At 63.2% G+C, this 14,725-nt stretch carries 12 protein-coding genes; 8 read left to right on the top strand and 4 right to left on the bottom strand.

Going from position 1 to position 14,725, the window contains the following annotated elements:
• Positions 1-14: 14 nt before the first annotated feature.
• Together AB4O23_RS21750 and AB4O23_RS21745 are read left to right on the top strand one after the other, a co-directional pair.
• Positions 15-1,352, top strand: a complete 1,338-nt coding sequence (locus tag AB4O23_RS21750) for an alginate export family protein (RefSeq protein ID WP_460150251.1) — start codon at positions 15-17, stop codon at positions 1,350-1,352.
• Between the two features lie 40 nt (positions 1,353-1,392).
• Complete coding sequence (locus tag AB4O23_RS21745) at positions 1,393-2,496, top strand: polyamine ABC transporter substrate-binding protein (RefSeq protein WP_017528266.1); 1,104 nt, start codon at positions 1,393-1,395, stop codon at positions 2,494-2,496.
• 204 nt (positions 2,497-2,700) lie between these two features.
• Here AB4O23_RS21745 and AB4O23_RS21740 read toward each other — a convergent pair whose 3' ends face one another.
• Both AB4O23_RS21740 and AB4O23_RS21735 read right to left on the bottom strand, forming a co-directional pair.
• The gene (locus tag AB4O23_RS21740; RefSeq protein WP_017528267.1) at positions 2,701-3,312 is read right to left on the bottom strand and encodes a TetR/AcrR family transcriptional regulator; all 612 of its coding nucleotides are present in this window, start codon (positions 3,310-3,312) and stop codon (positions 2,701-2,703) included.
• Positions 3,313-3,431: 119 nt separating this feature from the next.
• Positions 3,432-5,186 (bottom strand): sigma-54-dependent Fis family transcriptional regulator, encoded by a 1,755-nt coding sequence (locus AB4O23_RS21735; protein ID WP_065878570.1) that lies wholly within the window; start codon positions 5,184-5,186, stop codon positions 3,432-3,434.
• Between the two features lie 269 nt (positions 5,187-5,455).
• Between AB4O23_RS21735 and AB4O23_RS21730 the strand changes: the two genes are divergently transcribed.
• From AB4O23_RS21730 to AB4O23_RS21720, 3 genes are all read left to right on the top strand, one after another.
• Positions 5,456-6,931, top strand: a complete 1,476-nt coding sequence (locus tag AB4O23_RS21730; RefSeq protein WP_017528269.1) for a benzaldehyde dehydrogenase — start codon at positions 5,456-5,458, stop codon at positions 6,929-6,931.
• Between the two features lie 57 nt (positions 6,932-6,988).
• Positions 6,989-7,756, top strand: coding sequence for a coniferyl-alcohol dehydrogenase (locus AB4O23_RS21725; protein ID WP_017528270.1), 768 nt, complete (start codon positions 6,989-6,991; stop codon positions 7,754-7,756).
• A gap of 81 nt (positions 7,757-7,837) precedes the next feature.
• Entirely contained in the window at positions 7,838-8,785 is a 948-nt protein-coding gene (locus AB4O23_RS21720) for a SphA family protein (protein ID WP_065878564.1), read from the top strand.
• Here AB4O23_RS21720 and mhpT read toward each other — a convergent pair.
• Positions 8,763-9,995: a 3-(3-hydroxy-phenyl)propionate transporter MhpT gene (gene mhpT, locus AB4O23_RS21715; protein WP_135196984.1), complete on the bottom strand. Its 1,233-nt coding sequence runs from the start codon at positions 9,993-9,995 to the stop codon at positions 8,763-8,765. The genes AB4O23_RS21720 and mhpT overlap by 23 nt on opposite strands.
• A 305-nt stretch (positions 9,996-10,300) precedes the next feature.
• On the opposite strand from mhpT, the gene AB4O23_RS21710 reads away from it, so the two are divergent.
• Positions 10,301-11,617, top strand: a complete 1,317-nt coding sequence (locus AB4O23_RS21710) for an OprD family porin (RefSeq protein WP_065878560.1) — start codon at positions 10,301-10,303, stop codon at positions 11,615-11,617.
• Between the two features lies 1 nt (position 11,618).
• Here the strand turns inward: AB4O23_RS21710 and AB4O23_RS21705 are convergent, their stop codons facing one another.
• Positions 11,619-12,107, bottom strand: a complete 489-nt coding sequence (locus tag AB4O23_RS21705; protein ID WP_017528274.1) for a MarR family winged helix-turn-helix transcriptional regulator — start codon at positions 12,105-12,107, stop codon at positions 11,619-11,621.
• A 213-nt stretch (positions 12,108-12,320) separates the two neighbouring features.
• On the opposite strand from AB4O23_RS21705, the gene AB4O23_RS21700 reads away from it, so the two are divergent.
• Positions 12,321-13,151, top strand: coding sequence for a p-hydroxycinnamoyl CoA hydratase/lyase (locus AB4O23_RS21700; protein ID WP_017528275.1), 831 nt, complete (start codon positions 12,321-12,323; stop codon positions 13,149-13,151).
• Between the two features lie 77 nt (positions 13,152-13,228).
• Positions 13,229-14,677, top strand: coding sequence for an aldehyde dehydrogenase (locus tag AB4O23_RS21695; RefSeq protein ID WP_065878558.1), 1,449 nt, complete (start codon positions 13,229-13,231; stop codon positions 14,675-14,677).
• The last annotated feature ends 48 nt before the right edge of the window (positions 14,678-14,725 follow it).

The raw sequence follows: 14,725 nt of genomic DNA, 5'->3' as shown, positions 1-14,725 counted from the left end.
CACAGGAGCTTCTTATGGTTTTCACCCAGCGTTTCTCTCGAGCGCTCTTAGCGTTCGGCTTACCCTTGACCACCCATGTCGCGTGGGCGGGCTACACCTTTGAGGACGGTAACCTCAAGGGTGAAGTCAATCTCACGGCGGGCGGCGCGACGTTGTCTACCCGTGGCGTCAACTTCGGCAGTGGCCGTGTCGATGGGCGCAACGGCAAAAATGGCGGCACCCGGATCAACTGGCAAGAGTTCTACGTAAAGCCGGGGGTGAAGCTCGAGTATGCGTTGCAACCCGATTTCAGCCTGCTGGCCGGCGGTTCCCTGGTGGCGGCCACCACCTTCGGCGACGGCGATGCAGGCGGCTTCACCCGCAGCTCCGACGGCAAGGTCGCCGCCGAAGAACTCTATGCAGGCGTGCGCGCCGGCGAATGGACCTTCACCGCCGGGCGCCAGAACTACATGATCGGTACGGGGTTCATCGTCATGGATGGCAACCTCGACCAGTTCAAGGACGCCGCCTACTGGCTGGGCCCGCGCACGGCCTTCGAGGATTCGGCGATCCTGACCTGGAACCACGGCGCGCTGAAGTCGCAGGTGTTCACCTTGCGCACCGATGATGACCTGGGCGATTTCCGCATGACCGGCGTCAACCTCGATTACAACCTCGCTGACCAGGTTACGCTGGGCGCCATGGCCATGAAGGTCAACGCCCTGGGGCCCAAAGGCAGCACGCTGCCGCGTCGTCGCGACGGGATGCAGGTGTACAACCTGCGGGCGCTCAATGCCAAGGTGCCCGGTGTTCAGGCCTTGACGTTGAATGCCGAATACGCCCTTGAGCGCGGCAGCGGCGAGGGTGTCGATTACGCTGCCAACGCCTGGTACGGCCAGGCCGACTATGCCTTCAACACGTTGCCGCTGACGCCGGTGATCGGCTATCGCTACGCGAGTTTTTCCGGTGACGACAACCTGGCCGATAACCGCCAGAAAGCCTGGGACCCGCTGAGCAAAGGCTTCGTCGATTGGAGCACGTGGCTGGTCGGTGACGTGGTCGGCAACTACTTGCTGTTCAACAGCAACGAAAATGTCCAGCAGTTCTCGCTCAAGACCCACCTCAACGAAACCCTGACCCTCGGCGCGATTCACTACCAGTTCTGGCTGGATGAAAAAAACTACATGGGCGCGGCGGTCAGTGACCGGCGCTTTGCCGACGAGAGCGTGATATTCCTCGACTGGACGCCCACGCCGTCGTTCTATACGTCGCTGTCGTATAACTGGGTCAAGCCACTGGCCGCTGCCAGGCAGGTATTCGGCAACGACCAGAAGTTCAGTGCGTTGGAGCTGTATTTCACCTATCGCTATTAAGTGCTGCGAGCCATCGCGGCCGCGCTGGAGTGTTTTCATCATGAATGGTTTTTTGCGTAACACCTTGCTGGGCACGCTTGCTTCGCTGTTGATCAGCGGTTTTTGCCTGGCCGAAGAACGAACCGTGCGCATCTACAACTGGATCGAATACCTGCCGCCTGACGTACTCAAGAGCTTCCAGGAAGAAACCGGTATTCGCCCGATTTATGACGTGTTCGACAGTGCCGAAACCATGGAGTCCAAGCTGCTGACGGGCAACTCGGGATATGACGTGGTGTTCCCTGGCACCGCCAACCTGGGGCACTTGATCAAGGCCGGTGCCGTGCAACCGCTGGACCGCCGGCAGTTGCCGAACTGGCAGCATCTGGACCCGCAGTTCATGCAATCCCTGGAGGTGGTGGGCGACACCGGCAATCGTTATGCCGCGCCCTACCTGTGGGGCACCACGCTGATCGGCTACAACGTCGACAAAGTGCGCAAGGCGTTGGGGCCGGACGTGCAGATGAACAGCTGGGACATCATTTTCAAGGAAGAAAACCTCGCCAAGCTCGCCAGTTGCGGCGTGGGCTTTCTCGATGCCGGTAATGAAATCCTGCCGATTGCCCTGCACTACAAAGGCCTGGACCCCAACAGCCAGAAACGTGAGGACTACCCCCAGGCCCAGGCCTTGATGATGAAGATCCGGCCCTACGTGACCTACTTCAACTCGTCGCGCTACGGCATGGACCTGGCCAATGGCGATATCTGTATCGGCGTGGGCTGGTCCGGCGGTGTGGCCCTGGCCACGCGCTTGGCCGATGCCGCCGGCAAGGGCGTCAAGGTCGCGATGGCGCTGCCCAAGGAAGGCGCGCCGATGTGGTCGGACGTGATGATGATCCCGGCCAATGCGCCCGACACTGCCGAGGCCCACGTGTTCATCAATTACATCCTGCGCCCGGACGTGATTGCGCGCATCAGCAACCAGATCGGCTACCCCAACCCGAACAAGGACGCCACCGCGTTGGTGGATGCCGGCATTCGCAACAATCCCAACATGTACGTGCCGCAAGAGGCCCGCAAGACCCTGTTCGCCCTGGAGCCGGTGCCCTCCGCGGTGGAGCGCATCCGCAACCGTACCTGGACCGCCATCAAGACCAACCGCTGAGCAGCGCGGCTGACGGGGTGGGTCGCGGATTCATCCATGTAGGAGGGGGGGCTGTGGTGGTCAGGGACGGCCGAGCAGGTGGCTTATGGCGTACCTGCACCGCTGAGCCCCCAGAAACAGCACAAGTTAAATGTGGGAGGGGGGCTTGCTCCCGATAGCAATGGGTCAGTCAGTACATGGGTCACTGACCTACCGCTACCGGTATCAGGCCTGCATGCCATAAAACAGCAACTCGGTGATGCGCCTGACCTGCAAGGAGTGCGCCTCGATATCCGGCTGTTCCTGGTTGACCAGCCTGAACAGTTGCAGGTGTGAGTAGTCGTTCAACAGGAACGCGGCCAGTTCCACATCCAGTTGCGGGCGCAGTTTGCCGGCTTGCTGCAGTTCCCGGAGCAATTGGCTGATTTCGGCCCTGAGCGCATCGTTCATGGCCCTGTAGCCTGCGGGCAATTCATTGCTGCCACCGAACAGGATCAGCGGCAGCAGTTCGCGCCAGAGGCTGGGGTGCATGACCTCCAAGGCGTAACCGGTCAACAGCCGCTCCAAATGGCACATCGCATCGACCGGGTCCTGGATGTCCTGGATCAGGCTGCGGGTGTCGCTGATGGCGCGCTGGTCGGCGTTGTGCAGGATTTCGAGGATGATTTCCTGCTTGTTGCCGAAGTACTTGAACACCGTGGGCGGCGACACGCCGGCCTGGCTGGCGATCTGTTCGATGGTGGTGTTCTGGAAACCCTGGCGCTCGAACAGTTCGATGGCTGCCTGGCTGATGGCTTGCCGTCGTTCGGCTTTCTGACGTTCACGCAGTCCGCTCACGGGAGGTCCTTGTCACGAGGAAAAAGAGGGCGCTGGTCGCCCGTTACCCCAGCAAAATACTTAAATGGGTAAAGCTTTTAAAGCACTGATTGCCGGGCAGCGCGCTTGCCTGCGCAAACTCAGCGGGTTTGGCGCTGATGTTTCTTCAAGCGGTAGGCAAATTGGGCGCGGCTCAGCCCCACCAGCCGGGCGGCGGCGGCCAGGTTGCCGGCGTTGCGTTGCAGGGCTTCGTTGATCAGGCGAGATTCAAGGCCTTCGATGGAAAACCCCTGGTCCAGTTGGCCAAGGGTGTCCAGCAGTGCGGGGCACGCAACCGGGCCGCTGTTCGACAGGCTGCCGTGATCGTCCAGGCTGTACGCAGCGGCGGGCAGGGCTTCGTTGCGAAACAGGTGCACCAAGTCGATGGCTTGGCCCTCATCGCTGGCGATCAAGCCGCGCTCGATCAGGTTTTGCAGTTCGCGCACATTGCCCGCGAAGTCGTAGCGCAGCAGGACTTTCAGGGCGCGCATGGTCAAGCCTGCGGGCGTGCGTGCATATTCCTGGCAGAACCGTGTGAGGAACGCATTAATCAACAGGGGGATGTCATCCCGGCGTTCGCGCAGTGGCGGCAGGGCGATGGGGTAGACATTCAACCGGTAGAACAGGTCTTCGCGAAACGTGCCGTCCGCCACCGCTTTACGCAGATCAATATTGGTGGCGGCCACCACCCGCACGTCTACCTTGATGCCGCGCACGCCGCCGACGCGTTCGATCTCGCGTTCCTGCAAGGCCCGCAGCAGTTTGCTTTGCCCGGCCAGGCTGAGGCTGGTGATTTCATCCAGGAACAACGTACCGCCCTGGGCGCGCTCGAAACGCCCGGGACGCGAATGCGTGGCGCCGGTATACGCGCCGCGCTCCACACCGAAGAGCTCGGCCTCGATCAGGTTGTCGGGGATGGCCGCGCAATTGAGGGCCACGAATGGGTTGTCGCGGCGGGCGCTGAGTTGGTGCAACTGGCGCGCAAACATCTCCTTGCCCACGCCGGACTCACCGCTGATCAGTACCGTCGCCGGGGTCAGCGCGACACGTTGCAGGGCTTGGGTCGCGGCGTTGAAGGCGGCGCTGGCGCCAATCAGCGGTGGGGGCGCATCAAGCCTGCTGCCCTCATTGAGCGGTGGGGTGGGCGTGGTAACGGCGGGGCTGGTGATGGGTTGGGATACATTCAGGTAGCGCAGGTCCTGTTCCACGTCGCCCCATTGTTCGGCCGTCTTGCCGATCACCCGGCAACTGCTGTGGCCCATGCCACGGCATTGCACTTCGCGAAAAATCACCATTTGCCCGAAGAGGCCGCTGACGAAACCGATGGCATAGCCTGTTTCCGTCCAGCACACCGGGTCCTGGCCGATGCCATAGGCGCTGACATGTTCGTCGGCCTCGCACGAGTGGTGCCACAGAAACTCGCCTTCATAGAACCCCGAGTCAGCGTCGAATTTGAAGTGCAGCGGCTCTACCTTGGTCATGCCTTCCAGGGTATGCAGGTGCGTGCCGGCGCGAAACACCGCAGCGGCATCGGCCTGGGGCCAGCGTTCACGGATCAGGCGCGCATCGCGCAAGCCCGAGGCGTAACCGGTGCGTGTGAACAGGCCGCGCGCCTGCTCCAGCCCGAGTCTTTCGATGACCTCCCCGCGCAGGGTGCCGAAGGCGGAACTGTGCAGCAGCAGCATGCGTTGGTCGTTGAGCCAGATGCGTCCGTCTTCGGGCGAAAAAAACAGGCAGTCGGTCAGTTCCGCCGGCGTCGGCGAACTGTTGTCGCTGAGTTGGCGGCTGTCGCCACGCGGATGATAGGGCGCAGTGGCCGTCGGGTGTTCAGGCACAGCGCCGTGGGGATTAGTCATTGTTATGCCCCTGCAAAGCGAATGATCGATATGAGTAACCGCTGAGATAGTTATTAAACATAACCTTATCAATTGAACAAGTGGCAGGGCTGCGGTTTTTCTCGGCGCTGGGCGCGGCGTGCCTGGGTAGTGTGCGGCAGGCCCCGGCCTAGAGCCTTCGCCGGCGGATGCTCCGGCCGGCGCGTGCAAACGGCACAGCCTTTGCTCAAGGCTTGAGGCGGCGTTTGCACCCTGTGCGGACGATGACAATTACAAGAACCGGAGTTGCCATGTCAGTGTCTGAAACCACCCACCTGCTACAGCGGGCCATTGAGTCCGAGTGCCTGTTCAACGGCGCTTGGATACCCGCCTCGGGGGCTGCGGTCCCTGTTATCGAGCCGGCCACCGGCGAACCCTTGATGCGTTGCGCCATGGCCAGCCCCGCCGACGTCGCCATTGCCAGCCGCAGCGCGGCCCTGGCCCAACCGGCATGGGCCGCCCTCGGCCCACGGGAGCGCGCCGAAGTGTTTCGCAGGGCGGCCGATCTGGCCCAGCAGTCCTTTGCCGAACTGGCGCTGTATGTCGCGCGGGAAACCGGGGCGGCGCTGTTCAAGGGCGAACACGAAGTGCGCGAGGCGATTGTGCTGCTGCATCAGGCGGCGGGGCTGTTGTCCCAACCCCATGGGCTGGTGCTGCCCAGTGCGGCGGGACGCTTGTCGTATGCGCGGCGCCAACCCCATGGCGTGGTCGGGGTGATTTCCCCGTTCAACTTCCCGTTGGTGCTGTCGATGCGTTCGGTGGCGCCGGCCCTGGCCGCGGGCAATGCAGTGGTGCTCAAGCCGGACCCGCAAACCCCGGTCAGCGGCGGGTTCCTCATCGCCCGGCTGTTCGAGGAGGCTGGCCTGCCCAAGGGCCTGCTGCACGTGTTGCCGGGTGCCGCGCCGGCGGGCGAGGCACTGTGCCGCGACCCCAATGTGCGGATGATCGCGTTCACCGGCTCCACGGCGGCGGGGCGCAAAGTCGCCGAGGTGGCCGGACGACACCTGAAAAAAGTCGCGCTGGAATTGGGCGGCAAGAACCCGTTGATCATCCTCGAAGACGCCGACCTCGACCTGGCCGCGAGCAACGCCGCCTGGGGCGCCTGGCTGCACCAAGGGCAAATCTGCATGGCCACCGGGTTGATCCTGGTGCATGAATCGATTGCCGCCAGCTTCACGCGCAAGCTGGTGGACAAGGCTCGGGCCCTGACCGTGGGCAATGCCGCCCGTGGTGAAGCCGCGCTCGGCCCGTTGATCAACGCGCGCCAATTGCAGCGTGTACACGAGATCGTCAGCGACAGCCTGCAAGCCGGTGCGCGGCTGGAAGCCGGCGGCGAATACGACCAGTTGTTTTACCAGCCCACCGTGCTCAGCGGCGTGCGGCCGGGCATGCGCGCCTTTGAAGATGAAATATTCGGCCCGGTGGCCACGCTGGTCAGTTTTGCCACGGACGAGGAGGCCATCGAGCTGGCCAACCGCACGGAATACGGCCTCTCGGCCGGCATCATCTCGCCGTCGGTGGGGCGTGCCATGGCCATCGGCGAGCGGCTTGACGTCGGCTTGCTGCACATCAACGACCAGACCGTGGCAGACGAATGCATCAACCCCTTCGGTGGGCGCGGTGCGTCCGGCAATGGCGGCAGTGTCGGCGGGCCGGCCGACTGGGACGAGTACACCCAGTGGCAGTGGGTCACCGTGAAAAACACCGCGCCGACTTACCCTTTCTGAGCCCCGGCTCGCGGTTTTGATGCACCCACGCCTATACAAAAACAAGAGGGCTTGACTATGAACCTGCACAACAAAACCCTGGTCGTCACCGGCGTCGCCTCAGGCATTGGCGCCGAGTTGGCACGGCTTGCGCGCTTCCAGGGCGCCACGGTCATTGGTGTCGATCGCCATGAACCGCAGTTGACCCTGGATGGTTTTTTTAAGGCCGACCTGGGCGACCCTGCCAGCATTGATGCCTTGGTGACGCGCCTGCCGGCGCGGGTCGACGCGCTTTGCAACATTGCCGGCGTGCCCGGCACGGCACCGGTGCAAGCGGTGGCCAAGGTCAATTACCTGGGGCTGCGCCATCTCACCCAAGCGTTGTTGCCCCGCCTGCCGGTGGGCGGCAGCATCGTCAATGTCGCCTCGGTCCTCGGCGCGCAGTGGCCGCAACGGCTGGCGCAGCACAAGGCGTTGGCGGCGACTGCAAGCTACCGCGCCGGGCAGCAATGGCTCAACGACCATCCGGTCGAGCAGGCTAGCTGTTACCAGTACTTCAAGGAGGCGCTGATTGTCTGGAGCTTTGCGCAGTCCCAGGCCTGGTTCCGCGATCACGGTGTGCGCATCAACTGCGTCGCGCCGGGGCCGGTGTTCACGCCGATCCTCGGTGACTTCGTCAGCATGCTCGGCCCGGAGCGGGTGGCCCAGGACAGCCGGCGCATGACTCGCCCGGCCATGGCCGACGAGGTGGCGGCGGTGATTGCCTTCCTCTGCTCGGACGCGGCGCGCTGGGTCAACGGCGTCAACCTGCCGGTGGATGGCGGCTTGGCGGCCACCTACGTGTAGGCCTTGCCACCCCGTTAAGCCCCGGTGCGCAGCCAACGCGCCGGGGGTCTTGAACAACAACAAAAATACAGGACATACAAGATGCTCAAGCCTATCTTGCGGACGGTTGCGGCCACCACGTTTGTCGCGCTGTCGTCGACCGCATACGCCTACGACCTGCCAGGACTTAACCTGGGCAGCACCAGTTTCTATGATGGCTCGCCGGCACCCGCCGGGCCCGGTTGGTACCTTGAGGAATACCTGACGTACTCCCGGGCCAGCCGATTCAACGATGCCCACGGTAACAAGCTGGCGCTGCCCCGCCAGGACGTCGAAGTGGTGGCGCCGACCACGCAGATCATTTACGTCGGCCAACCCCTGGCCAACGGCGCGATGCCGGGCCTTACCCTGATCAATACGTCGCTGGCCCATGTGGATGTCGATGACGGTCTGGACAATGCTGCGCTCAGTTCCCGCGCGGGGTTTGGCGATGTGGTGATCGGGCCTTTCCTGCAACTGCCGACCATGAGCCGCGCTGACGGCAGCCCGCTGCTGACCCAGCGTGTCGAGGCCGACATCTCGGTGCCGGTGGGCGCCTATGATCGCAAGCGCTCGATCAACCCCGGCAGTAACTTCTGGTCATTCAACCCGTACTACGCAGCCACCTACTGGTTCAACCCCACGTGGTCGGCCAGTGGGCGCTTCATGTACCTGTGGAATGGCAAGAACGATGAGCCGGCGGCCGGCTTTGGCGATGTCTCCAGCACCCAGGCCGGCCAGGCGTTGCACGCCAACCTGACGTTGCAATACGCCGTGAGCCAACAGCTGAGCGTGGGGTTGAACGGCTACTGGTTGAAGCAGATCACCGACACCAAGGTTGATGGGGACGCGGTGAGCGGGCGTCGCGAAAAGGTCTGGGCCATCGGCCCAGGCCTGGTCTACGCGTTCAACAAGGAAAACGTGCTGTCAGTGAACGCCTACTTTGAGCAGCAGGCGCAAAACCGTACCCAGGGCAACAAACTGGTGCTCAACTGGCTGCATCAGTTCTAGAGGTCGAGGTACCGGGCAGGTTCAGGGGCGCCGTACGCACCATCACGCTGATGATGGTGAGTGCGGCAATGACCACCCCTGGCGAAGTCGCCAGCAGCACGCCGGTGGTACCGGCGCCCGCCGCCAGTAATTGCCCGGCTGCCAGCGGCCCGGCCACCGAGCCCAATCGCCCGATGGCCACGGCCGCCCCGACACCCGTGGCGCGCACGGCAGTGGGGTAGGAGGGCGGGGCGCTGGCGTATAGCACCAGTTGCGCGGCCATCACGAACAAACCGGCGGCGAAGCCCGCGATGGCCATGGGCACGATGCCCACCGACAGGCCGACACCCGCCAGCGCGCCCAGCAAACCGACGTATACGAACACCACCACCTTGAGCGCATTGCAGCGGTCCAGCAGCACGCCGCCGAGCAGCGAGCCCAGGGCGCCGCCGATATTGAACAGCATCTGCACCATGCCCGCCTGGGGTTTGCTGAAGCCTTGTTCCAGCAACAACGACGGCAGCCAATTGAGCAGCATGTACATCACGGTCAGGGTGAAGAAATAACTGAGCCACAACGCCAGTGTGGTGCGCGCGCGACCTTCGCCGAACAGGGCCTGGCGGGTAGAGGCGCGGGCGCCGGGCGTGGTGGGCGATTGTTGGCGAAAGGCGCTGGATTCAGGCAGCAGCAGGATCATCAACGGCACGGCCAGCAAGGGCGCGAGGCCACCGATGATAAACGTGGTTTGCCAGTGTTCACTGGAAAACATCGCCACCACCGCCGCCAATGCGCCGCCCAGCGGTACGCCGCAGTACATCACGCTGATGGCGGTGCCACGGTTACGCTCGCTCACCGCTTCGGCGCACAGGGCGATCAGGTTGGGCAGCGCAGCACCCAGGCCCAGGCCGGTAAGGAAGCGCACCAGCAACAGGCTGCCGTAGCTGTCGACAAACGCGGTGCTCAGGGAGAACAGCCCGAACAGCAGCACCGCCATCACCAGGATTTTCTTGCGGCCGATACGGTCGGCGATCCAGCCGCCAAAGAACGCGCCCGGCAGCAGGCCGATGATCCCGACGCTGAACACCCAGCCAAGCATTTTCGGGTCGAGGGCAAAGCTGTGGCGCAACCCTGCGGCGGTGGTGCCGGCCGCTTGCAGGTCGAAGCCTTCGATCAGCGCAACGATAAAACACAGAGCGATCGTCAGCGTCGAACGACGCGATGGACTGTTCATGGGCAAACCTCATTGTTGTTTTTGTTGTGGCGAGCCTGGCCGGCCGCTGGCAATTAAGATAACAAATATAACTATAAAAAGAAGGGCGGCGGATCTGCGCACGCCATCATGAAAAGAGCCGTCTACCCCGGCCGTTTGAGATTAGCGCGCGTAGGAAAATGCCAAATAGATACGTTTATTAATGTTCGATTATCGGTCAGTGGCTGTTGACGAGTGCCGCCTGCTGTTTCCATTCTCTATTCGCGAAGCCGCTTGGACCAAGCGCGTGCTGCCCCGAAAACAACAACAAAAAATGGACATCGAACATGCCGAAACTTCCCACCGGCGCCGTTGCGGCCGCCTGCTGTGTGCCTCACAGCGCTCCACGCCTGATCAGCGCGTTGCTGATGTTGAGTGCCCTGCCAGCGCCGTCCTGGGCGGCGGGCTTTATCGACGACAGCCATGGCACCCTCACGCTGCGCAATTACTACCTGGACCGTGACTACAAGGACGACGGCGCCAAGACCGCCGCGCGGGAATGGGCGCAGGCGTTCATCCTCAACCTGGAATCGGGGTATACCCCTGGCCCGCTGGGCTTTGGCCTGGATGTGCGTGGGTTGATGGGGGTCAAGCTGGACTCGTCGCCGGACCGCAGCGGCACCGAATTATTGCCGGTGTCGGCTGGCGACAAGCGTGCCGCCGATGAATATTCGCGCCTGGCGCCGACGGCCAAACTGCGGTTTGCGCAAACCACGGTGAAGGCCGGCGACGTGTCGATCTTCCTGCCGTTCGCGTTTGCCAGCCCGTCGCGCCTGCTGCCGCAAACCTTTCGCGGCACCACCTTGAGCTCCAAGGACATCGACGGCCTGACGCTTAACACCGGTTACATCGACCGCATCAACAAGCGCGACTCCACCGACTACCAGGCCATGACCATTGCCTCGCCCAACCGGCGTTTCAATGCCACGGCCACCACCTCGCACCTGGCGTATGTGGGCGGCGATTACCAGGTCAACAAGGACCTCAGCCTGCGCGCGTACCACGCCGAAGTGGCGGACCTGTACCAGCAGGACACCCTGGCGTTGCTGCACAACCTGCCGGTGGGCGATGGCGTGTTCACCAGCGACCTGCGCAGTTTCTTCAGCCGCGAGGACGGCAGCGCCAAGGCCGGCAAGGTCGACAACCGCAACCTCTCGGCGCTGTTCGGCTACCGCCTGGGCGGCCACCGGGTCAGCCTGGGCTACATGCGTTCCAGTGGGGAGACGGCCACGCCCTATATCTCCGGCACCGAATTGATGGGCATGAGCGAACTGACCATGAGTTCGGACTTTCTCAACGCCAAGGAGCGCACCTGGCAGGCCATCTATGACTATGATTTCGCCGCGTCGGGCGTGCCGGGCCTGAAGACCCGGCTGCGCTATGTGCGGGGTGACAACATTGAGCTGGCAGCCTTCAATGCCGAGGAGCGCAAGGAGCGCGAGTTCCAGATGGAACTGGGCTACGTGATCCAGAGTGGCCCGCTGAAAAACCTCGGGCTGATGGCGCGCAAGTCGATCTACCGTAACGACTTCCCTGGTGGCGCGGCGTTTCGCGATGAAAACCAGACCCGCTTCCTGGTGCTCTACACCGTGGCGCTGTGGTAGGTCATCCGTCCTGGTAGACCTTCTTGAGCAAGCGCAGCAGCTCTGCACGTTCCTCGACGTCCAGGGCTGCGGTGGCGTCCAGGTCGCTTTGCGTGGCGATGTCCTTGAGTTGCTTGAGCAGCGCTTCACCGGGTTTGCTGAGGAAGATCCCGTAGGAGCGCTTGTCCGGTTTGCAACGCACGCGCACGGCGAGGGCGCGGCTTTCCAGTTTGTTCAGCAACGGCACCACCTGGGGCGGCTCGATGGCCAGGGCGCGCGCAAGGTCGGCCTGCATCAGCCCTGGGTTTTGCTCGATGATCGCCAGGGCCGAGAACTGCGCGGGGCGCAGGTCGTGGTCCGCCAGCCGGCCGATCAGGTTCTGGAACAGCTTGAGCTGGGCGCGGCGCATGGCATAACCGATCAGATCGTCCAGGGCTGAATCCAGCGGCGGCCGCCCCTCGTCGTGGTCGGGTAGGGCCTGGCTGGCGGCGATGTTGGAAGGCTTGGCCATGGGCAGTGCAGTCCTCAGAAGGTGGCGGTTAAGAAGGCTATCTAGTTTGCCGGGGTTGGCGAGCAATGGCTATGCCGGCTTTTTACGCCGCCCGAAAAAAACCTGGGTGCCGGCGCGAAAAATAGTGGTTATCTGGATTAATAGTTAATTGACATAACTATATTTGCGGTTTAATTTCGAATCATCTTCACACCAGAACAAGAGCGTACCGCCATGAGCAATTACGAAGGCCGTTGGACCACCGTCAAAGTCGAGATCGAGGAAGGCATTGCCTGGGTCATTCTCAATCGTCCGGAAAAACGCAACGCCATGAGCCCGACCCTCAACCGGGAAATGATCGACGTGCTGGAGACCCTCGAGCAGGACCCGGCCGCCGGTGTTCTGGTGCTGACCGGCGCCGGTGAAGCCTGGACCGCGGGCATGGACCTCAAGGAATACTTTCGCGAAGTGGACGCCGGCCCGGAAATCCTCCAGGAAAAAATCCGCCGCGAAGCCTCGCAATGGCAATGGAAGTTGCTGCGCATGTACGCCAAGCCGACCATCGCCATGGTCAATGGCTGGTGCTTCGGTGGCGGCTTCAGCCCGCTGGTGGCATGCGACCTGGCGATCTGCGCCGACGAAGCCACCTTCGGCCTCTCGGAAATCAACTGGGGCATCCCGCCGGGCAACCTGGTAAGCAAGGCCATGGCCGACACCGTGGGCCATCGCCAGTCGCTGTACTACATCATGACCGGCAAGACCTTCGACGGGCGCAAAGCCGCCGAAATGGGCCTGGTCAACGAGAGCGTACCGCTGGCCCAGCTGCGCGAAGTCACCATTGAGCTGGCGCGTAACCTGCTGGAGAAAAACCCGGTGGTGCTGCGTGCGGCCAAACATGGCTTCAAACGTTGCCGCGAACTGACCTGGGAGCAGAACGAGGATTACCTCTACGCCAAGCTCGATCAGTCGCGCTTGCTCGACACCGAGGGCGGTCGCGAGCAGGGTATGAAGCAGTTCCTCGACGACAAGAGCATCAAGCCTGGCCTGCAGGCGTATAAACGCTGAGACACGCGGCCCTCGGGCCGCGCTGCTGTGACCGAAGCTGAACGTATTCCCGATAAAGATAATAAAGAGGAATCACCATGCTGGACGTGCCCCTACTGATTGGCGGCCAGTCGTGCCCTGCCCGCGACGGTCGAACCTTTGAGCGTCGCAACCCGGTGACCGGTGACGTGGTCTCGCGGGTGGCCGCCGCCACTCTGGACGACGCCGACGCCGCCGTGGCCGCTGCCCAGGCCGCGTTCCCCACATGGGCGGCGCTGGCGCCCAACGAGCGCCGCACGCGTTTGCTCATTGCCGCCGAACACTTGCAGGCGCGCAGCGCCGAATTTATCGCCGCTGCCGGCGAGACCGGCGCCATGGCCAACTGGTATGGCTTTAACGTGCGCCTGGCGGCCAACATCCTGCGCGAAGCCGCGTCGATGACCACCCAGATCACGGGCGACGTGATCCCCTCCGATGTGCCCGGCAGTTTCGCCATGGCCTTGCGTCAGCCGTGCGGCGTGGTGCTGGGCATCGCGCCGTGGAATGCCCCGGTCATCCTCGCCACCCGCGCCATCGCCATGCCGCTGGCCTGCGGCAACACCGTGGTGCTCAAGGCGTCGGAGTTGAGCCCGGCGGTGCACCGTCTGATCGGCCAGGTGTTGCAAGACGCCGGCCTTGGCGATGGCGTGGTCAATGTGATCAGCAATGCCCCGGCGGATGCCGCCGCCATCGTCGAACGGCTGATCGCCAACCCGGCGGTGCGGCGGGTCAACTTCACCGGCTCCACCCATGTCGGACGGATTGTCGGCGAGCTAGCGGCACGTCACCTCAAACCGGCGTTGCTGGAACTGGGCGGTAAAGCGCCGTTGCTGGTGCTCGACGACGCTGACCTGGATGCGGCGGTAGCGGCGGCGGCCTTTGGCGCCTATTTCAATCAGGGGCAGATCTGCATGTCCACCGAACGCCTGATTGTCGACGCCAAGGTCGCTGATGCGTTTGTCGCCAAGCTGGCGGCCAAGGTCGCGACCCTGCACGCGGGCGATCCCGCTGCGCCGGATTCTGTGCTGGGTTCCCTGGTGGATGCCAGCGCCGGAACGCGCATCAAGGCGCTGATCGACGACGCGCTGAGCAAAGGCGCACGCTTGGTGACGGGTGGGCAACTGGACGGCAGCATTCTGCAACCGACGCTGATCGATGGCGTCACCGAACACATGCGCCTGTACCGCGAAGAGTCCTTCGGCCCGGTGGCGGTGCTGCTGCGTGGTGAGGGTGATGAAGCGCTGCTGCGCCTGGCCAATGACTCCGAATTTGGCCTGTCGGCGGCGATCTTCAGCCGCGACACCGGGCGTGCCCTGGCGCTGGCGCAACGGGTGGAGTCGGGCATTTGCCACATCAACGGCCCGACCGTGCATGACGAAGCGCAGATGCCCTTCGGCGGGGTCAAGTCCAGCGGCTACGGCAGTTTCGGCGGCAAGGCTGCGATTGAACACTTTACGCAACTGCGCTGGGTGACCTTGCAGAACGGGCCACGGCACTATCCGATCTGAGCAGGCATCGCGACCTAACAATAACAAGGCGGCGTTGGCCCGCCTTGA

The organism is Pseudomonas sp. H2_A10, assembly GCF_054680085.1.
This window is presented reverse-complemented; position numbering and strand designations above follow the sequence as displayed.

Bases quoted from the DNA above. Each gene is read 5' to 3' on its own strand.
- AB4O23_RS21735 (WP_065878570.1), bottom strand. From the start codon at position 5,186: ATGACTAATCCCCACGGCGCTGTGCCTGAACACCCGACGGCCACTGCG.
- mhpT (WP_135196984.1), bottom strand. From the start codon at position 9,995: ATGAACAGTCCATCGCGTCGTTCGACGCTGACGATCGCTCTGTGTTTT.
- AB4O23_RS21710 (WP_065878560.1), top strand. From the start codon at position 10,301: ATGCCGAAACTTCCCACCGGCGCCGTTGCGGCCGCCTGCTGTGTGCCT.
- AB4O23_RS21700 (WP_017528275.1), top strand. From the start codon at position 12,321: ATGAGCAATTACGAAGGCCGTTGGACCACCGTCAAAGTCGAGATCGAG.
- AB4O23_RS21730 (WP_017528269.1), top strand. From the start codon at position 5,456: ATGTCAGTGTCTGAAACCACCCACCTGCTACAGCGGGCCATTGAGTCC.
- AB4O23_RS21705 (WP_017528274.1), bottom strand. From the start codon at position 12,107: ATGGCCAAGCCTTCCAACATCGCCGCCAGCCAGGCCCTACCCGACCAC.
- AB4O23_RS21720 (WP_065878564.1), top strand. From the start codon at position 7,838: ATGCTCAAGCCTATCTTGCGGACGGTTGCGGCCACCACGTTTGTCGCG.
- AB4O23_RS21745 (WP_017528266.1), top strand. From the start codon at position 1,393: ATGAATGGTTTTTTGCGTAACACCTTGCTGGGCACGCTTGCTTCGCTG.
- AB4O23_RS21695 (WP_065878558.1), top strand. From the start codon at position 13,229: ATGCTGGACGTGCCCCTACTGATTGGCGGCCAGTCGTGCCCTGCCCGC.
- AB4O23_RS21725 (WP_017528270.1), top strand. From the start codon at position 6,989: ATGAACCTGCACAACAAAACCCTGGTCGTCACCGGCGTCGCCTCAGGC.
- AB4O23_RS21750 (WP_460150251.1), top strand. From the start codon at position 15: ATGGTTTTCACCCAGCGTTTCTCTCGAGCGCTCTTAGCGTTCGGCTTA.